Genomic DNA, 22,483 nt, shown 5'->3' with positions numbered 1-22,483 from the left:
TCATGGCTATCTATTCCAAAGACGAAGCCCAGGCCCTCCTGAAAAAAGTCCTCGCCTACAGCACCGCCGACGAGTGCGAGGCCTCGCTGCGGGGCCGCACCACCGGCAACATCCGCTACGCCCGCAACAGCGTGAGCACGGCGGGCTCGCAAAATTCCGTGTCGCTGGCCGTGGAAAGCCGGTTTGGCAAGCGCAGCGGCATTGCTACCTGCAACGAGTTCGACGAGGCCGCTTTGAAACGCTGCGTGCAGCGGGCCGAGGAAATCGCCCGGCTCGCGCCCGAGAGCCCGGAGTACGTGCCCTTCATCGGCCCGCAAACCTACCTGAACCCGCCCTCTTCGGCCACCACGCAGCTCACGGCCGCCACCCGCGCCCAGGCCGCCGCCGACAGCATGACGCTGTGCGCCGCCAAAAACCTCACCGCCGCCGGCTTCCTCGACGGCGGCACCAGCTTCATCGCCAAGCGCAACTCCAAGGGCCTCGAAGCTTACCAGCAGTCCACCAACACCGACTTTTCGGTGACGGTGCGCACCGCCGACGGGCGCGGCTCGGGCTACGCCATTGCCGACGTGACCGACCCGGCCAAGCTCAACGCCAAAGCCCTCACCCAGCGCGCCGCCGACAAGGCCCTGAGCTCGGTGAACGCCAAGGCCATTGAGCCGGGCAAATACACCGTGATTCTGGAGCCGGCCGCGCTGATGGACGGCGGCGATTTGTCGCTGCTCGGCGGGCTCATCTTCGGCATGGGCGCCCGGGAGGCCGACGAGGGCCGCAGCTTCCTGAGCAAGAAGGGCGGCGGCAACCGCAAGGGCGAAAAGCTGTTCGATGAGCGGGTGACCATCTACTCCGACCCGCTGAACCCAGAAGTGCCCGGCAATGCCTTCGACGGCGACGGCCTGCCCACCAAGCGCCAAACCTGGATTGAAAAAGGCGTGGTGAAAGACCTGTTTTACACGCGCTTCTGGGCCGAAAAAAGCAAGGTGCCGGCCACGGCCTACCCCAACGGCTTCATCATGGCGGGTGGCACCCAGAGCACGGCCGAGCTCATCAAAAGCACCGCTAAAGGCATCCTAGTTACGCGCCTGTGGTACATCCGCGAAGTGGACCCGCAGACGCTGCTCTACACCGGCCTCACCCGCGACGGCACATTCTACATCGAAAACGGGGCCATCAAATTCCCCATCAAGAACCTGCGCTTCAACGAAAGCCCGATTATCATGCTCAACAACATCGAGGCCATTGGCCGGCCCCAGCGCCTGGCCGGCTGCCTGATTCCGCCGCTGAAAATCCGGGACTTCACGTTCACGAGCTTATCGGATGCGATTTAGAACTGTAGCGTGGACTCTGCGAGTCCGCGCGTGAGCATAGCAAACGGCCGTGGCCATGCCACACGCCTGATGCTCGCTGCGCTCACGCGCGGACTCGCAGAGTCCACGCTACATTACTTCCGTCCACCAAACTGCAGCGCGGCGTACACCTGAAACACGCGGTTTTGCAGGCGCGGGTCGTTGATGCCGCTCAGGTTTTTGGCGTCGTTGATATCGTTGAGGCCGGCCACCAGGCGGCCGCCGAGGGAGAAGCCGCTGGACAGCTTGAGGCCCACGCCGCCCACCACGCTGAAGTCGCCGCGCTTGAACTCGCTGGTGGCCGGGCGCGACACGTTGCCGTAGGCCGGCTGGCCATCCGGGGTGAAGCCCACCTGCAGGTTGCCCGATTGGTTGGCGCTGAGCAGCACGCCGAATTGCGGGCCGGCTTCCACAAACACCGGCCCCACGGTGAGCTTGGCCAGGATGGGCACCGTGAGGTAGTGAAGTTGGCTGTCGTAGTTGGTGAAGGCCGATTTCAGGTTGCCGCCCTGCAATGAATACTGCACTTCGGGCTGAATAGCCAGCGGCCCGAGGATGTTGGCCTGATAGAAAACGCCGACGTGGTAGAAGGCTCGGTAGGAGGCATCTTCGCCGGTGCGGCCCTGCAGCTCGGCCACGTTCAGGCCACCTTTGACGCCGAATTGGGCTTGCGCCAGCGGCGTCAGGCCCAGGCTTAGGAATGCGATAATCAACAGCTTTTTCATAGCGGATAACGGGGACGGGGTGATTGGGGGCAGTAGGAGAATCCTGAAAATCGGGCGTAGCTTGGGCCGGCGGAGCCGCAAAATTTGAAGAATAAATACCGCCGCGCCCCCCCGAAAGGTTGCAGCCCGGTTAACAATAAATAGCAGCGGCGGCGAATAAGCCAACGACTCACGCAACCGGTTTATTTTTAGCCCGACTATCGAACAAGCGTTTCATTTGGCTTCCCGCAAGCCGTTTTTTCCTTTATCCGCCTGCCCGTGCCCGCTGCTCCTTTCACGTTTGTGCGCCTGAAATACCACTCCGGCGACTGGGACGCGGTGGACGAGCGCATGCCCGCCAACCTGCTGCACTCGCTGGTGCAGTACACCAAAGTACCCGTCGACCCCAAGGAAAAAGTGGTGGCCCTGGATAGCCCCGAGCTGTTCAATTACCCGTTTTGCTACCTGAGTGGGCACCGGCTGGTGCAATTCTCAGGCGCTGAAAAACAGAACTTTACCCAATACGTGCGCAACGGCGGCTTCGTGTTCGTCGACGACTGCAACCACGACATCGACGGCCTGTTTGCCCGCTCCTTCGAGAAGCAGATGCGCCAGTGTTTCGGCGCGGGCGCCCTCAAGAAAATCCCCAAAACCCATCCCATCTACTCCCAGTTTTTCACCTTCAAGGACGGCCCGCCCAACACGGGGTTTGAATTGAATGGCTGGGGCGACGACCTCGTGCACGACTACCTCAAAGCCGTCGAAATCAAGGGCCGCATCGGCGTGCTATATTCCAATAAAGACTACGGCTGCGAGTGGGACTACGACTTCCGCAACAAGCGCTTTCTGGCCGAGGACAACACGAAGTTTGGGGTGAATATTTTGCTGTATGCTTTGACGTGAACGATGACTGCAGAACGTCATGCTGAGCGAAGCCCAAGCGTCTCTACCGCAGTAGTAATCCAATTAAATAAGTTAGTTGTGCGGTAGAGATGCTTTGACTGCGCTCAGCATGACGTTCTTTTTTTCCTTCTGATACCCGAATGACCGAACAAGAAGTAAACACGCTCCTGGCCAAGCTCCCGGTGCTCAAAGCCGAAATTGCCAAGGTCATCGTGGGGCAGGAAACCGTGCTCGATGAGGTGCTGGTGGCGCTGCTGGCCGGCGGGCACGCCCTGCTCGAAGGCGTGCCCGGCCTTGCCAAAACGCTGCTGGTGCGCACGCTGGCCGCCGCCACCGATTTGCCTTTCCGCCGCATCCAGTTCACCCCCGATTTGATGCCGACCGACATTCTCGGCACCGAGGTGCTGGAGGAAGACCACGGCACCGGCCGGCGCTCGTTCAAGTTCAACCCCGGGCCGATTTTTGCCAGTTTGGTGCTGGCCGACGAAATCAACCGGACGCCGCCCAAAACCCAGGCCGCCCTGCTGGAGGCCATGCAGGAAGGCCACGTTACCTACGCCGGGCAGGAACACGCACTGCCCAAGCCGTTCTTTCTGCTGGCCACCCAAAACCCCATCGAGCAAAGCGGCACCTACCCCCTGCCCGAAGCGCAGCTCGACCGTTTTTTGCTCTACGTGCGCATCGGCTATCCCACGGCCGAGGAGGAGCTGGCGGTGCTGCGCGGCACCACCGGCGCGGCCGGCCAAACGGTGCAGCCCGTGCTGGGCGGGGCCGATATCCGGGCGCTGCAGGCGCTGGTACGGCAGGTGAGTTTGAGTCCCGAGTTGATGGATTTCGTGAACCGGCTGGTGCGCGCCACGCGGCCGGCTATGTCGGAGGTGAAGTTCATCAAGGACTACGGGCGCTGGGGTGCGGGGCCACGCGCCGGGCAAGCGCTGATACTGTGCGCCAAGGCGCGGGCGCTGCTACACGGCCGCTTCGCCGCCACGCTGGAGGATATTCGCACGCTGGCGCCGCCGGTGCTACGACACCGGGTACTGCTGAATTTCAATGCGGAGGCTGAAAATCTGACGCCGGATAATGCCGTGGCGGAGCTGCTGAAAGCGGTGATGGTGTAGCTTGTAGCGTGGACTCTGCGAGTCCGCGCATCGAATGGATTTTCTACTCAAGTCATGCGCGAACTCGCAGAGTCCACGCTACAATTTATGCTTACCCCCGAACTCCTGCACGGCCTGCGCAACCTTGCCCTGGCTGCCCGGCAAGCGGCCGAAGGCTTCCTCAATGGCGCGCATGCCAGCCGGCGGCACGGCGCGGGTATGGAGTTCAGCCAGTACCGCCCCTACCAGCCCGGCGACGACCTGCGCCGCCTCGACTGGCGCCTGGCCGCGCGCTCGGACCGGTATTACCTGCGCGAGTCGGAAATCGACACCAGCCTGACCGTGCACCTGCTGCTCGACGCCAGCGCCAGCATGAACCACCGCGACGACAACGGCCTCACCAAGCTCGACTACGCCCGGCTGCTGCTTGGGGCGCTGGCCTACCTGGCCACCCAGCAGGGCGACGCCGTGGGTTTGAGCATCCTCAGTCCCGGCGGCCTGCGCCACCTCGCGCCCCGCGCCGATGCCCGCCAGCTGCCCCGCCTCTACCACGCGCTGGAAACGGCCGAAGCCTCCGGCCACTTCCCGACGGCCGAAACGCTGGCCCCGCTCACGGCCCGGCGGCAGCGCGCCCTCACGGTGTGCGTGAGCGACTTATATGAGGAAGGCACTGAAATCAACAGCCTGTTCACCCGCCTGCGCGCCACCAGCGGCGACGTGCTGCTTCTGCACCTGATGGCGCACAACGAGCTGGCATTCAGCTACCAAGGCGCGGTGACGTTTCGGGATTTGGAAACCGGGCAAACGCTGCAAATTGATGCCGGCTCGCAACGCGCCGCTTACCAGCAGCAGCTGCAGGAGTGGCTGCGTACCACGGCGCAACAAGCCCGCCGCCAAGGATTCGACTACCATTTGCTCGATACTTCGCAGCCGCTGGATGCGGCGATGCGAGAGTTTCTTCGGCGGCGCGGCAACAGTTAAGAGTTAAAAGTGAAGAGTTAGAACACGCCAGTTCACTGTTCGCTACCAACCTTGACACTTCACTTTTAACTCTTCACTTTTAACTGACTTTGTTCACCCTGCTTAACCCTGCCGCGCTGCTGGCCCTGCTGGGGCTGCTGGTGCCGGTAGCCATTCATCTCTGGAACCGCCGGCCGGGCCGCGAGGTGGCCGTGGGCAGCCTGCGCTGGCTAGCCGCGGGCGCCAACCGCCGGTTGCGCAACCTGAAGCTGGAGCAGCTTGGGCTGCTGCTGTTGCGGGCGGCGCTGCTGGCGGTGCTGGCAGTGGCGGTGGCCGGGCCAGGGTGGCGGCGGGCGCTGCCGGCCGGGCGCGGACAGGTGCTGCTAAGCCCCGAAGTGCTGGGCACCCCCGCCCTGGCGGCCCTGCGGCCGGGCATCGACTCGCTGCGGCGGCGCGGCTACGGGCTGCGCTGGCTGGCGGCGGGCTTTCCTAAAATGTCGGGCGCCGCGTGGCGGGCCGATGCTGTGGGGCCGCGCGACAGCGCCCGTCTCCTGCGCATGGGCGCTGGCTTTGGCTGGGCCCGCGTGCAGCAGGCGGCCGAAGCCTTTGCGGGGCAGCCGCTGTATGTGCTGACGCCGGCCACGCTGGCCGGTTTGCAGGGGCCGCATCCGCCGTTGCGGGCCGGCATTACCTGGCAAACGCTGCCTGGCACCACCACGGCCACCTGGGTGCAGGAAGCGGCCGGGCGCGGAGACAGTATCGGTGTGGTAATTGGCCAAAGCACGGAAACCCGCACCAGCTTTTCCCGCAAAACAGCCTTGAAACCGCAACCCGGCCAGTTACTCCGTGCGCCGGGCGTCCAGCCCATGCGCTTGCAGCCGGGCCCGGGGAGTGCCCAAAAACTGGTGGCGTTGGCCCCTGATACAACGACGAACTCAACCCTGGCAGTGGCGGTGACCCCGCCACTGACGGTGACCATTTACGCCGCCCCGGCCTACGCCCCGGATGCGCGCTACCTACGGGCGGCTATTCGGGCCGCGGGGGCAGGCCTGGCTTCGAGCCCGAGTATCGAGCTGGCTACTTCCGTGCCGACCGACCCGAAGGCGCAATGGCTGTTCTGGCTTTCGGATGCGCCGCTCCCCGAAAATTGGCGCACGGCGGTGCAGCGCGGCAGCCAGGTGTGGCAGGAAGCAGCCGGACCAGGTGTGCCGGACGAAGCGCGGCTGGTACCGCTGGCCGCCGCCGAAACACCGGCCACCATCTTTCGGCGCGGCAGCGAGCCGGCCGCATCCGGTAGCCAGCCCGTGTGGGTTGATGGCCGGGGCCGGGCGGTGCTATCGCGCCACTCGTTTGGCGCGGGCGCGTTCTACCAGTTGCATACGCGCCTGAATCCGGCCTGGAGCAACCTGGTCGACAATGCCACGCTGCCGGCTCGCCTGCTGGCGCTGCTCCACCCGACTACCTTTGAAGTACCGCAGCTAACGGCTGATAATCAGACCCTGGCAATGCAGGACCAACGCGCCATCGACCCGGCGCAGCTGCCGGGTCGGCAGTCCGGGTCGGCAGCTGCGCCGGGCGACCTTCTGAAAACAGCCCCAACGGCTTTCCAGGTTGCCGACCTGCGGCCGTGGCTGGTGCTGGTGGCGGGGCTGCTGTTCGCGCTCGAACGCCTGCTGGCCCGCCGTCGGGAAATACGCTCAGCCGCCTCCGCCCTATGATAAGCTCAGCCGTCGATACTTCGTCTCAGGTAGCCCAGGCGCGGCAGCTGCTGCACGCCACCGCTAAGCGCTATGCACTGAGGCACGCGCCCATTTTTCTGCCACTGCTAATCGTGAGTTTGATTTGCGGGCTGGTGGCGCGCGTAGTGTGGAATGACCCGCTATTCTTTCGAGCCTTTTTCCTGGCCCTGGCCGCTTACACGGCGTTTCGGGCGGTTCAGCTCTGGCGCCGGATTTGGCTGACGCGCTTACCCAATGCCGTACAGACACTCGACCGGCACCATCCCCAACTCGAAGACAGCACTTGGTTGCTCCTCCAGCCGGACGAGGAGCTGGGTTTGCTGGGCGGCCTGCAACAACAGCGAGTGGCGGTGCGATTTGTGCAATTAAGCAGTTCGGTCGAACCCGTATTGCCGCTGAAACTAACCCGCTGGTGGTGGCAATCAGCTGTTTTTTTACTGCTGGCGGCTGTCGTTTGGTGGTTTCCGATGCTGCGTAAGAGCTCCAAAGAGGCCGGCGTGCGCGTTCATTTCACATCCGCTGCCAAGCCGCCCAAGCCCGGCCGGTCGGCCCCGCCCCACATCCGCGAAACCCGGCTGCTGGTGACGCCGCCGGCCTACACGCGCCAACCGGCTTTTGCGCCCGCGCAGGCGTCGTTTCAGTGCCCGGAAGGCTCGCGGGTGCGCTGGCTGGTACGGGTGAGCGGCGCGGGCAAGTCGGGGCCGGTGCTGGAGACGGGCCGCCAGCGCCACCTGATGCAGCCGGTGGCTGGGCAGCCCGGCGCGTTTTTCATTGAGTTGACGCTTACGCGCTCGACCCTTTACCGCCTGCGCCTAAGTAGCTCGGTATCGGACGACTACGCCATCGACGTGCGTGCCGACCAAGCGCCGGTGCTCCGCATTCAGACGCCCAAACCCTACACGCTGGTGCCCGCCTACGGCCAGCAGCCCGAGGTAACTATTCGAGCCACCGCGCACGATGACTATGGCCTGAGCCGCACCGAATTGGTGATAACCGTTGCCCAGGGCCAGGGCGAGGCCGTGAAATTTCACGAAGTGCGGCGCGACCTGACGGCGGCGCTCGCAAGCGGCTCCGCGCCCACTAACCTGCGCAGCGCCCTCAATCTGCCCCGCTTGGGGCTGACCTACGGCGACGAGCTGTATTTCTACCTCACCGCCCGCGACAACGCCGGCCACACTGCCCGCACCGATGCCTACCTGGTGCAATGGCAGGACACGGCCGTGGCCGATAGCCCCGCCGACCTGGGCATGGGCGTGAAAGTGGCGCCAGCCTATTTCCGGAGCCAGCGCCAGATTATCATTGACACCGAAAAGCTAATCGCCGAAAAGCCCCGGCTGGACGCCGCCACCGTGGCCAGCCGCGCCAACGCCCTGGGCTTCGACCAGCAGACGCTACGCCTGCGCTACGGCAAGTTTATGGGCGAAGAAGCCGAGGCCGGCATTGGGGCGCAGGCGCCGCATTCGCCCATTGCGGAGGACGAGGAAGCGCCCGCTTCCCCCACCGCCGAAGCGCCGGAACACGACGAGCACGACCACGCCGCCCCGTCCACCTCGCCCGCCAAAACCTCGCCCACGGCCGAAACCGATGCCCTGATGGAGCCCTACATTCATAAGCACGACGACTCGGAAACGGCCGATTTCCTGGAGCCCGCCGTGAAGGCCAAGCTGCGCACCGTGCTCGACCAGATGTGGGCGGCCGAGTTGCGCCTGCGCACTGGCCAACTGGCGGCGGCCCGCCCCTACGAGTACCGTGCCCTGCGCCTGCTGAAGGAAGTGCAGCAGCAAACCCGCGTGTTTGTGAAGAAAGCCGGCTTTACGCCCCCGCCCCTGCCCGAGGCCACCGTGCGCCTCACCGGCGAGCTGGCCGGCGCGGCCGTGCCCCACCGCCAGCAGCAGGTGGCCGCCCCGGCCACGCAGCCGGCCGTACGGGCGGCGTTGCGCTGGCTGGCGGCCCACTCGCCCACCCAGCCCGCCGATGCCCGGCTGCTCGACCAGGCTGGCGCGGTGCTGGCGGGGGCCGCGCTGCAGCGGCCCGGCGTGTACTTGCCCGCCCTGAAAGCCCTGCGCCAGCTGGTGGCCGACGTGCGGGCCGGCCGCCCGGCCTGCGCCGAGTGCCGCCCCCCCGTGGAGCGTGCCCTCACCGACCTGCTGGCCACCCCGGCCCCCACTCCGGTTTCGGCCGCTGGCCCTGACCGGCTGGGCCGCCGTTACTTCCAGGAATTAAGCCGCTAGCATGCCCGCCACCCTTCCGCATCCGACCTCCTATTTTGTGCTAATGGCTTTTTGTGGGCTGCTGGGGCTGGGACTGCTGGCATTGGCTTGGCGCAGCCGGCGCCGACGCGGCGCCCGGGCACTGGTGGGGCTGGTGGCGGCGGGGGCACTCTGGTTTACCGCATTTCCGCCCGCCCGGCTGGTGCCAGCGGCTGGTAGCCAGGCCATTCTGCTCACTGGAAATTATTCACCGGATACGCTACGCCAATTGCTGCGCCAGCTGGGAGTGGGCACGCCGGTGTGGCGCTACGGCGGGGTGCCCGCGGCGGCCCCAGGCTGTGCGCTGGCTTCCTTGCTGACGTTGGCGGAGCAGCGGCCGGCGCTGCGGGGCGTGCATATCCTGGGCCAGGGCCTGAGCCCGGCCGAACTGCCGATACTCGGTGCGGTGCCCATCAAGCTGCACCCCACGGCGACTTCGGCGGGGTTCAGCACAGCTTTTTGGAACGAGCAGCTTACACTGGGCGAGGGGCTGGAAATAGAAGGCTCGGCGTTCTTGCCCCCGGCGGCGGCGCCGGCCTGGGCGTGCCTGCGGGCGGCCGGCGCGGTGCGCGATTCGGTGCAGGTGCCGGCGGGTGGGGGCGCGTTTCGCCTGCGCTACCAACCCAAAACAACCGGGCGGGCTGTCTATGAGCTGGAATTGCACCGGGCGAGCCAGCGGCTGGCTTCTGAGCCGGTGCCCGTTGAAGTTGTCCCGCCGCAGCTACCCGCCGTGCTGTTGCTGACGGCCACCCCCGCCTTTGAATTCAAGTACCTCAAAAACTACCTCGCCGAAGCCCACTACCCGGTGGCCCTGCGCACCACCGTGAGCCGGGGCTTAGTGCAAACCGATTTTGTGAATCTGTCCACCGCACCGCTCGACCCCCTCACCCCGGCCCTGCTGGCGCGCTACGCCATTGTGGTAGCCGATGCCGCCACGCTGGCAACGCTCACACCAGCCGAAGCCAGCGCCCTGCAAGGCGCCGTAAGCGGCGGGCGTCTGGGCCTGGCCGTGGTGGCCGAGGCCGGCCCGCTGCCCCGCGCCGTGCCCGGCCGGGCCGGCTTTGGGGTGGTGCCGCGCGCCGCGGCCCAATCGGCAGCGCAGCTGCTCACCTGGCCCGGGGCACCGGCCGAGGCCCGGGGGCCGCTGCCCGCCCACCTACGGCCGACAACCACCTTGCAGCCCCTGGCCACCGGACCTAACCAAGCTTTGGCCGCTGCCAGTCAGCGGGTCGGGATAGGGTTTGTAGTGGTGTCGATGGTACCCGAAACTTTTCAATGGGGCTTACAAGGACGCACGGCGCTTTACAGCTCCTTCTGGAACCGGCTGCTGACGGCCGCCCGCCCGCCTGCGCCAGTGGTAGCGGCCTGGCGCACCGGCACACGGTGGCCGCGCCCGCATCAGCCGCTCACGCTGCATCTGGCGGCGCCGTTTCCCGAAATGCTGCCCAGCGTGCGGGCCGAGTTGGGCGGCCCCTCGGTTCGGCTGGCTCTGCGCCAGGATACCCGCCTGCCCGAATGGAGCACGGCCCAGTTCTGGCCGCAGGCGCCGGGCTGGCATCAAGTGGCCGGGCCGGGCCGAACCGTGCACCACTTCTACGTGTACCCCGCCGCAGCCTGGGCCGGGCCCGCGCAGCTGGAGCGCCAAATGGCGATTACGCAACGCGCCACCATTGCCTTGCCCGCAAGTAGCGCCTCTGAAACGGTGGCGCAACCGTGGCCGGCGGGGTGGTTTTTCGGGCTGTTTTTGCTGGCAGCCGGTTATCTGTGGCTGGAAGAAAAACTGTAGCAGTTTCGGATTCGGCGCACCATCGAACGATGTAGGGACGGGTCGTCCCTACCCCAAACGGCCATGTTTTACTTAGCCACTGCCGGAACGCTAGGCGCCGAGCCAGCCACAGCCCCGGTCAGCGGATTCCAGCGGCCGCCGAAAGTCCAGGCGGCGGTCAGGTCTTTGGGTTTAGGGGCGCCCTCGGCGGTGGAAAGGTTGTCCTTCATCCAGGCGTAGTCGCCGCCCTGGCGGTGGCAGCCGGCGTAGTACACGCGGCGGCCCCACTGCTTCGGCCCGGGTCCCGAGGCGGCTTGGTAGATATCGGCATCGGCCATGTTGCGCGCAAACTTGCAGTCAATCAAATAAAATTGTGCCTCGCGGTGGAAGCGGCCCAGTTTGAAGCCGTCGTCGCCGCTGAAGGTGCAGTTGCGCAGCACCGTTTTCGAGTCGCGGCTGCCCGAGCCGTCGTGCCAGATGGCGGCCTCCTTGCTGTGGCAGATGAAGCGGCAGTTTTCGGCATAGGCCCAGCCGCGCGGGCAGTAGAAATCCACGCCGCCTTCCATGGTGCAGTCCTGGAAATAATAGGCACCGGCTTCGGTGTCCCAGGGACTCACCGTATCGCCGCCCAAGGCCCGAAAGGTGCAGTGCCGCACGATGAGCCGCGTGGCGCCGGGCAGGGCACGCAAGGCCATCTGGTGGCCGGTTTTGCGCACGGTTTTGTGGCCGTCGGGCGCAGTGGGGCACTCGATGGTGACATCACCAGCCGCCTCGAAACCGTAGCTGTTGACGACGCTCAGGTTTTCGAGGGTGAGGTCAGGGCAGTTGCGCAGGTTGAGAGTGGCCACGCCCCAGTCGCCGGCCGTGGCCTCGGGGCTGCACAGCCACTGGTCGCGGGCTTGGGCGTAGGTCAGCACCACGCCCTTTTCGCTCTGGCCTTTCAGCACAAGGTTGGCCTTGCCATCAATGGATACCTTCTCGCGATAAGTACCGTTTTTGATGAATACCGTGCGCGGCCGGGCGGCCGTAGCCGGCAGGCTGTTGATGGCTTCCTGGATGGTGTGGAAATCGCCGGAACCGTCTAGGGCTACCGTCACGGTCTGGGCCAGGGCCGGGCGCAGGCACAAACCCAGCAACAGCAGAATCAGCAGCCCCAGCAGGCGTAATGCAGTTGTTTTCATTTGGTAAAAGCAGGAAGGAAGGAAGGAAGGAAGGAAGGAAGGAAGGTTACCCCAGAAAGTCGTCGCGCCGCGGCGTGAACGCATCGACCAACACACCGGCTTCGAGGCACACCACACCGTGCCAGGCGAGCGGCGGCACGTAGCAGCTGTCGCCGACGCGCAGGGTCTGGGTTGCCTCGCCGATGGTGTAGTCGAACGCGCCGCTTTCCACGTAGCTCAGCTGGGCGTGCGGGTGGTGGTGCCGCGCGCCCACACTGCCCGTTTCAAAAGCCACGCGCGTGAGCATCAGGTCGGGGCCGTGGGCCAGTACCTTGCGGCGCACGCCCGGGCCGGTGGTTTCCCAGCCGGCTTGGCCATCGGGCACAAAGGAATGGGGCGTGGGTTGGTCGGGGGCGGAGGAGTTCATGCAGCGCAGGCTTTGGAATAGTAAGGGCCGCTAAAAGTCCGACGAGTTTGCACTCCAGCCAAACCGTGGGCAGCATTTACTTGCGCAATCGTTCCCGACCGCAACACCGCGCCCCGCTTCTGCTTCCACAAATTCCAGGCAGAACCGGCCACAAAAAAAGCCCTCGCAAACGCGAGGGCTTTTTTTCAACTGCAACCGGGCAAAACCCGGCGTCAGCATTTAGTTTTTCACGATGCGGCGCACGGCGAACACCTCGCCCTGGCGCACTTCGAGCACGTACACACCGGCGGCCAGGCCAGCTGGCAGCACTACCTCTTTGTTGGCACCCAGCGTGGCGGGGGCCAGCACCAGGCGGCCCGCCAGGTCGCGCAGGGCCACCGTGGCAGTGCCCGCGCCGGGCAGGGTCAGCGTCACGCGGTCGGTGGCGGGGTTCGGGAACACCGTGAGGCCGGGCAGGGCCTGGCTGGCCGCAACGGCCGATACCAGGTTGAACGTGCCGGTGCTGGTGGCCGTGCCGCCAGCCGTCACCACCGTGATGAGGCCGGCCACGCTGCCCGTGCCGCCGGGCACCACAAACGTGATGCTCGTGGCCGATACCACCGTGAAGTTAGTCACGGTGAAGCTGCCGATGCGCACGGCCGTAGCCCCCGTGAAGTTGGTGCCCGTCACCGTCACCGTGGTGCCGGGGCCGCCCGTGGTGGGCGTGAAGCTGGTGATGGTGGGCGCGGCCGGAGCCGTGAAGTTCGAAATCGAGATGTCGTCGATGTTGATGCGTTGGGTGGTGGCGGTGGCTGTGCTCGTGATGCGGAAACGCACGTTACCGGCCTGGTTCACCGTGAAGGTGTAGGGCGTCAGCACGTTGGTGAGCGTGGCCGGTGCGCCGGGCACCGTGGTGAAGGTCGTGCCGCCATCGGTCGATTTCTCGAGAATGAAGGTGGCGCCCGTGTCGTTGCCGAACGTGCCGGCGTTCACGATAACCGTACCGGCACCGGTCGGCTTGTCGAAGTCCATGCGGATGAAGCCCACGCGGATACGAGCCGACTTCAGGCCGTTGGCCCGGTCGTTGAACGCGTTGCCAATCAGCGCGTCGGAGAACGTCCACGAACCGCTGGTCAGCACCACCGAACCAGCGGCGTAGCCCGTTTTGGTGCCGGATTCGAAATCTTCGAAAGCGCCAGCCGTCGTGGCGTTATTCACCGTGAAGGTGAAGGCGTTGGAAGTGCCGGCCGAGTTCGTGACCGTGACAGGGAAAGAGCCCGCCGTGGTGAAAGCGCTGGCCGGAATCAGGGCCTCAATGCTGGTAGCCGTGCTGGTGGTCTGCGGGTACGAAACGCCGTTGAAGTTCACGGTCGACGTGGACGTAAAGCCCGTCCCCGTAATTACCAACGTCACGGCGCCGCCGCCAATCACTCCTACGCCAGGTGCGAGCTGCGTAATCGTGGGCGTCACGGCAGCGGGCGTCACGGTGAAGGTGGCGGTGCTGGTGGCCGTGCCGCCGGGCGTAGTCACGGCAATCACGCCGGAGGTAGCGCCGGTGGCGGGCACGGTGAAGGTGATGGTCGTGGCGTTCACCACCGTGAAGCCGGTGATGGCCACGCCGTTCAGGGTCACCGCCGTGGCGCCGGTCAGGTTGGTGCCCGTGATGGTCACGGTGGCGCCGGCCGCGCCGCTGGTGGGCGTGAAGCTCGTGATAGTGGGCGCAGCAGTGGCGGCCGTCACGGTGAAGGTGCTAGCAGCCGAAGTGCCACCGCTGGCGGCGGGGTTGGCCACCGTTACGCTATAAGTACCCGCCGTGGCAATGGCGCTGGCCGGCACGGCCGCCGTGAGCGACGTAGCCGAAACAAACGTGGTAGTCAGGGCCGTGGTACCGAAATTCACCACCGAAGCGGCTACGAAACCCGTGCCGGTCACGGTGAGGGTGAAGCCCGCGCCGCCAGCCACGGCCGTAGCCGGGCTCAGGCTCGTGATGGTGGGTGCCGAAGCTGCCGGCGTCACCGTAAAGGTGCCGGTGCTGGTGGCCGTGCCGCCGGGCGTGGTCACGGCGATAACGCCGGAAGTGGCGCCGGTGGCGGGCACGGTGAAGGTGATGGTCGTGGCATTGACCACCGTGAAGCCGGTGATGGCCACGCCGTTCAGGGTCACGGCCGTGGCGCCGGTCAGGTTGGTGCCCGTAATGGTCACGGTGGCGCCGGCCGCGCCGCTGGTGGGCGTGAAGCTCGTGATGGTGGGCGCAGCAGTAGCCGCAGCTACCGGCGCGAAGGCCGCGCCGCGGAAGGCCGTCATGCTGGCCGCCGTGGCAATGGGAGCAGGCAGGGTGGTGGTGCTGGGAGCGGCGTTGTAGCCGGCGTTGTCGCTCAGCAGGTACACGCCGCCGTTGCCGGACGCCACCAGCGACACCGTGGTGCCGGTGGTCTGGCCGTCGAGGCCGCGCACGGCCGTAGCGTTGGTAATGGTGCCGTTGAGCGTCCAGGTGGTGCCCACGAGGCTCCATTTCTGAATACCGCCGCCGGCGGCAGTGGCGCCATCATCGGCCACGTACACCACGTCGACGCCGGGCACCGTGGCGCTCAGGTCGGCAAAGTAGAAGGCCAGCGGGCTGATACCGTTGGTGGTAGAAGTGGTGCCCTGCATGCCGGGCAGCAGCGTGGTCGTTTGACCAGCGGTGGTGGGCAGGCCCGTGCCCACCTGGCTCAGGCCAATGAAAGGTGAGGAACCGGTGCTCACGTAGAGGTTGCCTCCGAACGTGTTGACGTAGCGCAGCGTGCTGGGGGAAGTGGTAATAACCACCGAACCCGCTGCATTGCCGAAGGGCACGTAGCGCACGCCCCCGGTCGAGCCGGCCGTGTAGAAGCTGGTGCCATCCACCGAAGCGGCCGAACGCAGGTTGCCCGTGGCGTCGGTCAGGCGGGTGCTGGTGTCCACGGTGCCGTCGGCAGCCACGCGGCCCACGATGCGGTTATTCAGCGTGGGGTCGAGGGCGGCCACGCCAGTCGTGCCAGGAGCAGCGTCGTAGCCACCCACCACGAGGTAGGCACCGTTGGCCGAACGGGTCAGGCCGCCGTCGGTGCTCGACGAGCCGGCTACGGTCAGGATGCGATTATTGCCCGATACCGCGGTGGGCAGCGGAATGGTTTGCACCAGCACCCCGGCCGGGGTGTATTCCTGCAAATAAGCGACCGTGGCGGCCGACGTCAGCGAGGCCGTGCCGTCGCCAACGCGCATTATCACGAGGTTACCAGGGGTGAACGGCGCGGCCGAGCCCACCATGGGCCACAAGCACGCCAGAAACATCAGGCATTTAAGCAGCCTGCCAGCGAAGAATTGCTTCATACAAAAAGGGAGTAAAGTGAACGGAAATATGAAAAATGAAGAAGTGATGAAAAACGTGGTTGTGTGCCGCAAAGGTAGGCCCAGGCGGCGGCTGGAAAGTTACGAAATAATGACCCCGTGCCGGGGCGAATGGTTGCCCGCGCTTATTCCCACAATGGATAATGCTCCAGGTGCACTTCCTGCTCAAAGAAAATGCGCGTGCTTTCCTCAAACGAGCGGGTGAAATCCGATACGTAGAAATGGTGTGACGGTAGCGTAGTGGCAGCGGGCGCCAGCAACCCGTGCGCCGCCAAGTAGGCCTCGGCCTCGGCGGCTACCACGTCGGAAGCATCCAGCACATCGACCCGGCCGGCGTAGTAGCGCGCAATCTGCTCCTTGATAAGCGGGTAGTGCGTGCAGGCCAGCACCAACGCATCGATGTCGGCCAGAGCGACGTTGCCGAGGTAGGTACCGATAATATCGTCGGAAATGGCGTTTTTGAAGAAGCCTTCCTCAATCATGGGCACCAGCAGCGGGGTGGCCAGCGACTGCAGGTCGACGCCCGCGTCGAGGTCGTCGACCTTCTTCTTGTATACGTTGGAGTTCACCGTCTGCTTCGTGCCGATGAGGCCCACGCGCCGGCCGGCGTAGGCGCGGCCCAGGTGCGCCACAATGGGGTCTATCACGCTCAGCACCCGGGCTTTGCTGCCCACGTACTCGCGCACCAGCTCGTAGGCGGCGGCCGAGGCCGAGTTGCAGGCAATCACAATCAGCTTGCAGTTTCGGCGCAGGAGCAGGTCGCAGATTTTGACGGAATAGGCCTGAATGGCGGCCGCACTTTTGTCTCCGTAGGGCAGATGGGCGGTATCGCCGAAGTACACGATACGCTCGTGGGGCAGGCGCCGGGCCACCGCCCGGGCCACCGTGAGCCCGCCAATGCCGGAGTCGAACATGCCAATGGGCCGGGCCGCCAGGGCCGCCGAGGCAGCGGGCGCAACAGGGGTAGCAGTTGTCATGGGGCAAAGGTAGGCGCGGCCACCGGGCCGGGGCACCGGCGCGGCCGCTGTTGATGGCGCATTTTTGGTTATTGGAAAACCTCGTTATATTTCTGCCCCGTTTTAGCTCGCACTCCGCTCATGAGCACCATATTAGCCGAAATCGACCACGCGTTGGCGGCCCACGATGCCCGCCAGGGACGTCCTGTGGCCATCTACCTCGGCACCCATAAGCTGACCCAGCTCACCCTCGACGCTGCCCGTGAAGCCCTGCCCGACCTCAGCACTGACGCTGGCCGCCCCCTCGCCTACCGCAACCTGGAGCTTCTACGCGACGAGGTGAACACCGACGGGGTGCGGGTGATATAGTAGCGCGGACTCTGTAGTCCGCGTCTCGGGCGGAAACCCGGAAGACAATCAAACGGTACGGGGGTTCGCGGACTACAAAGTCCGCGCTACTGCAGCAGCGGTTCCAGCACAGCCCACACGGTGCGGGCCACAATGCGATGCCCGGCCGGCGTGGGATGAATGCCATCGGCCTGATTAAGCGCCCGGTCGCCGCCCACGCCTTGCAGCAGGAAGGGAATGAGGACGAGCTTGTTTTTGGTAGCAATGTCCTGGTAAATGGCCTTGAAATCGCGGGCGTAGGCCTGGCCCAGGTTGGGCGGAATCTGCATGCCGGCCAGCACGATTTGGGCGCCGGGGCTGCGCCGCCGCACCGTGTCGATGATGCCCTGCAGGTTTTCGCGGGTGGCCGAAAGGGGCAGGCCGCGCAGGCCGTCGTTGCCGCCCAGCTCCAGCACGAATACGTCCACGGGCTGCTTCAGAATCCAGCCCACGCGGCTGCGGCCGCCGGCGGTGGTTTCGCCGCTCAGGCCGGCGTTTATGACCTCGTAGGGCAGCTTGAGGGAATCGATTTTCTGGCCGATGAGGCCGGCGAAGGCCTGTTCGGGCTCCACGCCGTAGCCGGCCGTCAGGCTGTTGCCGAAGAATAGCAGACGCTTTTTGCCGGTTTCAGCAGCAGGAGCTTGCGCCACGGCGGGGACTGAAGCGGCCGGCTTTTCGGCCGTGGGGCTGGAATTGCAGGCCGTGAGGGCCAGGCCGAGGAGGGCAGCTAAGGGCAGGTTCAGGAATTTCATAAGCGGCATTTGGAACATGAAACCGTAAAGCGGAAAAACATGTCGGCGGTTTACACGTCTTGGGTAACGAACGGGTGGCGGCGTAGTTGTGCGACAAGTGGGATGTAGCAACGCATCATTGCGTCTCGTCGTCAACACCCGCCCCAACAGGTCGTCCTATTATCGTTCAATGACGAGACGCAAATATGTGTTTCTAGTCCTTTACTATATGTCCATCCTCCGCGTCGATAATCTCACCAAAACCTATCCCAGCGCCGGCCAGCCGCTCACCGTGCTCCACGCCGTGAGCTTCGACCTCAAAGCCGGCGACACCTTCGCCATCGTCGGGCCGTCAGGCTCGGGCAAAACCACGCTGCTGGGCCTCTGCGCCGGCCTCGACCGCGCCACCTCGGGCAGCGTCTGGGTCAACGGCATTCAACTCGACCACTTGAGCGAGGACCAGCGCGCCGCCGTGCGCAACGAGCACGTGGGCTTCATTTTCCAGAACTTCCAGCTCCTGCCCACCCTCACGGCCCTCGAAAACGTGCTGGTGCCGCTGGAGCTGCGCGGCCAGCGCGGCGCCACCAAAACGGCCCTGGAGCTGCTCGACCGCGTGGGCCTGGCCGCCCGCGCCGGCCACTACCCGGCCCAGCTTTCGGGCGGCGAGCAGCAGCGCGTGAGCCTGGCCCGCGCCTTCGCCAACCGTCCCGCCGTGCTCTTCGCCGACGAGCCCACCGGCAACCTCGACCCCGACACCAGCGAGCGGGTGGTAAATTTATTATTCGACCTCAATCGCGAAGCCGGCACCACGCTGGTACTGGTGACGCACGACCTGGAGCTGGCGGCCAAGACGCAGCGCACGCTGCGGCTGCGCGGCGGCAAGGTGGTGGAGGAAGTGGCGCGGAAAATCAGCGGGAAATAGCAGCAGGCTGGTGGTCATTGCCGCGTTGCTCAAACCCATTACTTAATAGGCAGTCTTTTCAGATGGCGGATAGTTGGAGCCGGCTTATTTCCAGAGTATTTGTTGACGGATGAGGATGATTGCAGATAGGGGAAGACCCGGCCGCCGAATAAATTGGGCGCGAAACCACCGCTGCGGTATTTGGAAATATAGCTCAACAGCGAAAATTTCAATTCGACCCGGCGGTTAAACCTGCGATACTCAGCTGTGGTATTAGGTGCGGCCGGACGCTGGGCCCCGTAGCTTACCACGAATAACTTACTGGCCTGAACCCCATTCTTTTCCAGATAGGCACAGGTTGCCCGGGCCCGCTCCCAGCCTATTCCCATCAAGTATTGCTCGGTTTTACGGTGGCCGTTGGGAACTTCTCCTGGCTCGGCGTGGCCTTCGATGATTATGGCGAGGCTATCGGAGTCAGCGTCCTTAAACCGCTTAATGAACTTGTCTACCCGAGGCAAAAACTCCGGTTTTAACGTAGCCCGATTTACATCAAAAAAAGTTTGATATATCGGCATATCTTCCTCTTCTACTTCATCATAGTTGAGGTAGAAATTCTGCACTACGCCAAGGGAATCGATACGATTGTGGCGAAGTGAAACTTCCAGTAACTCAATGGTGAGGCCATCCTTCATGAGTGCCACCTGATACAATGGTCTTTCAGTCACGGCTACATTGTACTCGCCCCTGGCGTTGGTGGTGCTTTTCCGGCTTTCCAGGACGGAGTCAGAACTTAGGCTTCTGAAAACGACATCGAGGCCCGGAAACCCGCGAGTTGAATCGCCGGGATGAGAAACCCTTCCGTGGACCGCTAAAGTCTGCTCCACAAGGTTGACCGTGGTGGGCAGCGCCTGCGCGGCACCCGCTTCGGGTGCGGTTGGCATGGCGGTTTTGCAGGCATTCAGCGTCAGCCAACTCAATCCCCAAACCATTGTCAACCAATACCAACGCCTCCAACCTCTGCTGCCTGATTTGCTTATTGGGCGACTCCCTTGTGTAGTCATTTGGCGTAAGTACTGGTTGCTGGGCATCGTGGCCTACGGGGTAGAAGATGCAAGATGCTTCGAAGCAGACTAAAATGTACCGCCTTCTTTTCCGTCTTAATTCATATCAGCCAACTGTTTCTGTATTCTATTCATTTCGTGACGACATCCCCCCTACCCGCCTCCCGCACCTCTACCGCCTGGCTTTTCCGTATGGCGTGGCGCGACAGCCGCCGTAGCCGGGCGCGCCTGCTGCTCTTCATGGCCAGCATTATTCTGGGCATCGCGGCCCTGGTGGGCATCAATTCCTTCGGCGACAACCTGGCCCGCAGCATCAATTCGCAGGCCCGGGAGTTGCTCGGGGCCGACCTCGTGCTGAGCGCCAACCAGCCCTTTGATGCCAAGCTAGAACCGGCGCTGGCCCGCCTAGGCACGGCCCGCACGCGGGAAGTTTCGTTTGCCTCGCTGGTGCAGTTCCGGCCGGGCCGGGGCACGCGGCTGGCCCAGGTGCGCGCCCGCGACGGCGGCTTCTTCTACGGCGCCTGGGAAACGCAGCCAGCCAGCGCCGCCGCCCGTTTCGCCGATACCACGGCCGCGCCGGGCGCCCTGGTCGATGACGCGCTGCTGACGCAGTTCGGGGCGAAAATCGGTGATTCGGTGCAGGTGGGCAACGTGGTGCTGCCCATTATTGGGCGGGTGTTGAAGACGCCGGGGCAGTCGGGCATTACCTCGGCGGTGGCGCCGACGGTGTTTCTGCCTTTGGAAGAAGTGACGGCCACCGGGCTGGTGCAGCGCGGCAGCCGGGTGCGCTACACCCGTAGCTACCGGTTTGCGCCGGGCGCCGATGTGGCGGCCACTGTCAAAAACCTGCAAGCCCGGCTGGATGCGGCCGACATTGACACCGATACCGTGGCCGAGCGCCAGCGCCAGACCGGCCGCGCCTTCGCCGACCTCACCCGCTATCTCAGCCTGGTGGCTTTCGTGGCGCTGCTGCTGGGCTGCGTGGGCGTGGCCAGCGCCGTGAACTTGTATGTGCGCGAAAAGCTGGCCGCCGTGGCCGTGCTGCGCTGCCTGGGCGCCAGCGGCCACCAGGCGCTGCTGATTTACCTGATTCAAACGGCCGGCCTGGGCTTCATCGGCGCGGTGCTGGGCGCGGCGTTGGGGGCGGCCGTACAAGTGTTGCTGCCGCGCGTGCTGGGCGACTTTCTGCCCGTTGACATCACGGTGAGCATCTCCTGGGCCGCCATTGGCACGGGGCTGCTCACGGGGCTGCTGATGGCGGTGCTCTTCGCGCTGCTGCCGCTGCTGAGTGTCCGGCGCGTGTCGCCGCTGCGGGTACTGCGCACGGCGTTTGAGGACGACACGGCCGCGCCCGACCCGGTGCGGGGCGTGGTGCTGGGCGTCATCGGCCTGTTCATCCTCGCCTTCGCCTACCAGCAAACCCACGACTGGAAGCTGACGCTGGGCTTCGGGGCGGGGCTGCTGGCGGCGTTTGGGGCGCTGGCGGGGCTGGGCCGCCTGCTGATGGGAGCCGTGCGGCGCTTCTTTCCCGCCGGCTGGGGCTACGTGTGGCGGCAGGGCCTGGCCAATCTGTACCGCCCCCAGAACCAGACGCTCACGCTGGTCACGTCCATCGGGCTGGGCACTTTCCTGCTGGCCACGCTCTTCCTCACCCAGGCCATGCTGCTGGGCCGCGTGCAGATTGCCGGGCAAAAATCGGACGCCAACCTCGTGCTCTTCGACATTCAGCCCGAGCAGCGCGCCGGCGTGGAGGCCCTGCTCACGGCCCAAAAGCTGCCCGTGCTCCAGCGCGTGCCCATCGTAACCATGCGCCTGACGGCCATCAACGGCACGTCGGTTTCCGTTATTAAAAAGGACACGGCGCGCGGCATTCCCGCCTGGGCCCTCACCCGCGAATACCGCGTGACCTACCGCGACTCGCTCAACTCTTCCGAGAAGCTTACCGCCGGCACCGCGCCCCAAATTGGCCCCGATAAAATCCCGCGCATTTCGGTGGAAAGTGGCTACCTCGAACGCGCCAAGCTCCACCTCGGCGACACGCTCGATTTCAACGTGCAGGGCCTGCCGCAGCGCACCATCATCGGCGGCACGCGCGAGATTGACCGCAGCCGGGTGCAGCCCAGTTTCCTGGTCATCTTCCCGGCGGGGGTGCTGGAAGGGGCGCCCCAGTTCCAAGTGGTGCTCACGCACACGCCCAATACCGCCGCGCTGGCCGCGGTGCAACAGCAGCTGGTGCAGCGCTTCCCCAACGTGTCGGCCATCGACCTAGGTTTGATTCTGAACACGCTCAACGACATCGTCGACAAAATCTCTTTCGTCATCCGCTTCATGGCCGGGTTTAGCATCCTCACCGGCTTGCTGGTGCTGAGCAGCTCGGTGGTCATCAGCCGCTACCAGCGCGTGCGCGAAAGCGTGCTGCTGCGCACGCTGGGCGCCAGCCGGGCCCAGATTCTGCGCATCACGCTGGTTGAATATGGCCTGCTGGGGCTGCTGGCGGCGCTGGCCGGCATCGCCCTGGCGGTGCTGGCGGCGTGGGCGCTGGCCGTGTGGGTGTTCGAGGCCAGCTTCGGGCCGGCGGTGGGGCCGCTGCTGGGGCTGGCGGCGCTGGTCACGGCCCTCACGGCGGGCATTGGCCTGCTCAACAGCCGCGACGTGCTGCGCCGCTCGCCGCTGGAGGTGCTGCGGGCCGAGGGGTAGCGGAAAGGCTATTGGGGCCAGGAAAACCAGCGCCTTGCGATTGGTTAGCATC

At 65.1% G+C, this 22,483-nt stretch carries 17 protein-coding genes; 10 read left to right on the top strand and 7 right to left on the bottom strand.

All coding sequences use genetic code 11. From position 1 onward, the window contains the following. The first annotated feature begins 2 nt into the window (after positions 1–2). The gene (locus Q5H92_RS17755) at positions 3–1,328 is read left to right on the top strand and encodes a TldD/PmbA family protein (RefSeq protein WP_305012896.1); all 1,326 of its coding nucleotides are present in this window, start codon (positions 3–5) and stop codon (positions 1,326–1,328) included. 113 nt (positions 1,329–1,441) lie between these two features. Here the strand turns inward: Q5H92_RS17755 and Q5H92_RS17750 are convergent, their stop codons facing one another. Beyond that, positions 1,442–2,071, bottom strand: a complete 630-nt coding sequence (locus Q5H92_RS17750) for a porin family protein (protein WP_305012895.1) — start codon at positions 2,069–2,071, stop codon at positions 1,442–1,444. A 258-nt stretch (positions 2,072–2,329) separates the two neighbouring features. Here Q5H92_RS17750 and Q5H92_RS17745 point away from each other — a divergent pair, with 258 nt between their 5' ends. The 6 genes from Q5H92_RS17745 to Q5H92_RS17720 all read left to right on the top strand — a co-directional run bounded on the left by Q5H92_RS17745 (position 2,330) and on the right by Q5H92_RS17720 (position 10,784). Further along, positions 2,330–2,953 carry a DUF4159 domain-containing protein gene (locus tag Q5H92_RS17745; RefSeq protein ID WP_305012894.1) on the top strand — a complete coding sequence of 208 codons (624 nt, stop codon included), beginning with the start codon at positions 2,330–2,332 and terminating at the stop codon, positions 2,951–2,953. 140 nt (positions 2,954–3,093) lie between these two features. Beyond that, complete coding sequence (locus tag Q5H92_RS17740) at positions 3,094–4,071, top strand: AAA family ATPase (RefSeq protein ID WP_305012893.1); 978 nt, start codon at positions 3,094–3,096, stop codon at positions 4,069–4,071. Positions 4,072–4,158: 87 nt separating this feature from the next. After that, positions 4,159–5,031: a DUF58 domain-containing protein gene (locus Q5H92_RS17735; RefSeq protein WP_305012892.1), complete on the top strand. Its 873-nt coding sequence runs from the start codon at positions 4,159–4,161 to the stop codon at positions 5,029–5,031. Between the two features lie 89 nt (positions 5,032–5,120). After that, positions 5,121–6,728 carry a BatA domain-containing protein gene (locus tag Q5H92_RS17730; protein WP_305012891.1) on the top strand — a complete coding sequence of 536 codons (1,608 nt, stop codon included), beginning with the start codon at positions 5,121–5,123 and terminating at the stop codon, positions 6,726–6,728. Then, positions 6,725–8,980: a DUF4175 family protein gene (locus Q5H92_RS17725; protein ID WP_305012890.1), complete on the top strand. Its 2,256-nt coding sequence runs from the start codon at positions 6,725–6,727 to the stop codon at positions 8,978–8,980. Before Q5H92_RS17730 ends, Q5H92_RS17725 begins: the two co-directional genes overlap by 4 nt. A gap of 1 nt (position 8,981) precedes the next feature. Then, positions 8,982–10,784 carry a hypothetical protein gene (locus Q5H92_RS17720; protein WP_305012889.1) on the top strand — a complete coding sequence of 601 codons (1,803 nt, stop codon included), beginning with the start codon at positions 8,982–8,984 and terminating at the stop codon, positions 10,782–10,784. Between the two features lie 68 nt (positions 10,785–10,852). On the opposite strand, the gene Q5H92_RS17715 is transcribed toward Q5H92_RS17720, so the two are convergent. The 4 genes from Q5H92_RS17715 to murI all read right to left on the bottom strand — a co-directional run bounded on the left by Q5H92_RS17715 (position 10,853) and on the right by murI (position 16,675). Beyond that, positions 10,853–11,944, bottom strand: a complete 1,092-nt coding sequence (locus Q5H92_RS17715; RefSeq protein WP_305012888.1) for a pectinesterase family protein — start codon at positions 11,942–11,944, stop codon at positions 10,853–10,855. 46 nt (positions 11,945–11,990) lie between these two features. Next, the gene (locus Q5H92_RS17710; RefSeq protein ID WP_305012887.1) at positions 11,991–12,350 is read right to left on the bottom strand and encodes a cupin domain-containing protein; all 360 of its coding nucleotides are present in this window, start codon (positions 12,348–12,350) and stop codon (positions 11,991–11,993) included. 219 nt (positions 12,351–12,569) lie between these two features. Further along, positions 12,570–15,680, bottom strand: a complete 3,111-nt coding sequence (locus Q5H92_RS17705) for a beta strand repeat-containing protein (protein WP_305012886.1) — start codon at positions 15,678–15,680, stop codon at positions 12,570–12,572. 143 nt (positions 15,681–15,823) lie between these two features. Next, entirely contained in the window at positions 15,824–16,675 is an 852-nt protein-coding gene (gene murI, locus Q5H92_RS17700; protein WP_305012885.1) for a glutamate racemase, read from the bottom strand. A gap of 120 nt (positions 16,676–16,795) precedes the next feature. Here murI and Q5H92_RS17695 point away from each other — a divergent pair, with 120 nt between their 5' ends. Continuing rightward, positions 16,796–17,023, top strand: a complete 228-nt coding sequence (locus tag Q5H92_RS17695) for a hypothetical protein (RefSeq protein WP_305012884.1) — start codon at positions 16,796–16,798, stop codon at positions 17,021–17,023. 86 nt (positions 17,024–17,109) lie between these two features. Here the strand turns inward: Q5H92_RS17695 and Q5H92_RS17690 are convergent, their stop codons facing one another. Then, on the bottom strand, positions 17,110–17,793 hold the full coding sequence (locus tag Q5H92_RS17690) for an arylesterase (RefSeq protein WP_305012883.1): 684 nt from the start codon (positions 17,791–17,793) through the stop codon (positions 17,110–17,112). A 208-nt stretch (positions 17,794–18,001) separates the two neighbouring features. Between Q5H92_RS17690 and Q5H92_RS17685 the strand changes: the two genes are divergently transcribed. Beyond that, positions 18,002–18,694, top strand: a complete 693-nt coding sequence (locus Q5H92_RS17685; RefSeq protein ID WP_305012882.1) for an ABC transporter ATP-binding protein — start codon at positions 18,002–18,004, stop codon at positions 18,692–18,694. A 38-nt stretch (positions 18,695–18,732) separates the two neighbouring features. Here the strand turns inward: Q5H92_RS17685 and Q5H92_RS17680 are convergent, their stop codons facing one another. After that, positions 18,733–19,614: an OmpA family protein gene (locus tag Q5H92_RS17680; RefSeq protein WP_305012881.1), complete on the bottom strand. Its 882-nt coding sequence runs from the start codon at positions 19,612–19,614 to the stop codon at positions 18,733–18,735. Positions 19,615–19,872: 258 nt separating this feature from the next. On the opposite strand from Q5H92_RS17680, the gene Q5H92_RS17675 reads away from it, so the two are divergent. After that, positions 19,873–22,431, top strand: a complete 2,559-nt coding sequence (locus Q5H92_RS17675; protein ID WP_369811162.1) for an ABC transporter permease — start codon at positions 19,873–19,875, stop codon at positions 22,429–22,431. Positions 22,432–22,483 lie beyond the last annotated feature (52 nt).

The organism is Hymenobacter mellowenesis (genome assembly GCF_030581005.1).
In the GTDB taxonomy this organism is placed as follows: domain Bacteria; phylum Bacteroidota; class Bacteroidia; order Cytophagales; family Hymenobacteraceae; genus Hymenobacter; species Hymenobacter mellowenesis.
The sequence above is the reverse complement of the archived record's forward strand: the minus strand, read 5'-3'. Positions and strand labels throughout refer to the sequence as shown.

Excerpts from the sequence above, each read along its gene's own strand:
- Q5H92_RS17755 (WP_305012896.1), top strand. The coding sequence starts at position 3 with ATGGCTATCTATTCCAAAGACGAAGCCCAGGCCCTCCTGAAAAAAGTC.
- Q5H92_RS17750 (WP_305012895.1), bottom strand. The coding sequence starts at position 2,071 with ATGAAAAAGCTGTTGATTATCGCATTCCTAAGCCTGGGCCTGACGCCG.
- Q5H92_RS17740 (WP_305012893.1), top strand. The coding sequence starts at position 3,094 with ATGACCGAACAAGAAGTAAACACGCTCCTGGCCAAGCTCCCGGTGCTC.
- Q5H92_RS17735 (WP_305012892.1), top strand. The coding sequence starts at position 4,159 with ATGCTTACCCCCGAACTCCTGCACGGCCTGCGCAACCTTGCCCTGGCT.
- Q5H92_RS17725 (WP_305012890.1), top strand. The coding sequence starts at position 6,725 with ATGATAAGCTCAGCCGTCGATACTTCGTCTCAGGTAGCCCAGGCGCGG.
- Q5H92_RS17720 (WP_305012889.1), top strand. The coding sequence starts at position 8,982 with ATGCCCGCCACCCTTCCGCATCCGACCTCCTATTTTGTGCTAATGGCT.
- Q5H92_RS17715 (WP_305012888.1), bottom strand. The coding sequence starts at position 11,944 with ATGAAAACAACTGCATTACGCCTGCTGGGGCTGCTGATTCTGCTGTTG.
- Q5H92_RS17710 (WP_305012887.1), bottom strand. The coding sequence starts at position 12,350 with ATGAACTCCTCCGCCCCCGACCAACCCACGCCCCATTCCTTTGTGCCC.
- Q5H92_RS17705 (WP_305012886.1), bottom strand. The coding sequence starts at position 15,680 with ATGAAGCAATTCTTCGCTGGCAGGCTGCTTAAATGCCTGATGTTTCTG.
- murI (WP_305012885.1), bottom strand. The coding sequence starts at position 16,675 with ATGACAACTGCTACCCCTGTTGCGCCCGCTGCCTCGGCGGCCCTGGCG.
- Q5H92_RS17695 (WP_305012884.1), top strand. The coding sequence starts at position 16,796 with ATGAGCACCATATTAGCCGAAATCGACCACGCGTTGGCGGCCCACGAT.
- Q5H92_RS17690 (WP_305012883.1), bottom strand. The coding sequence starts at position 17,793 with ATGAAATTCCTGAACCTGCCCTTAGCTGCCCTCCTCGGCCTGGCCCTC.
- Q5H92_RS17685 (WP_305012882.1), top strand. The coding sequence starts at position 18,002 with ATGTCCATCCTCCGCGTCGATAATCTCACCAAAACCTATCCCAGCGCC.
- Q5H92_RS17680 (WP_305012881.1), bottom strand. The coding sequence starts at position 19,614 with ATGCCAACCGCACCCGAAGCGGGTGCCGCGCAGGCGCTGCCCACCACG.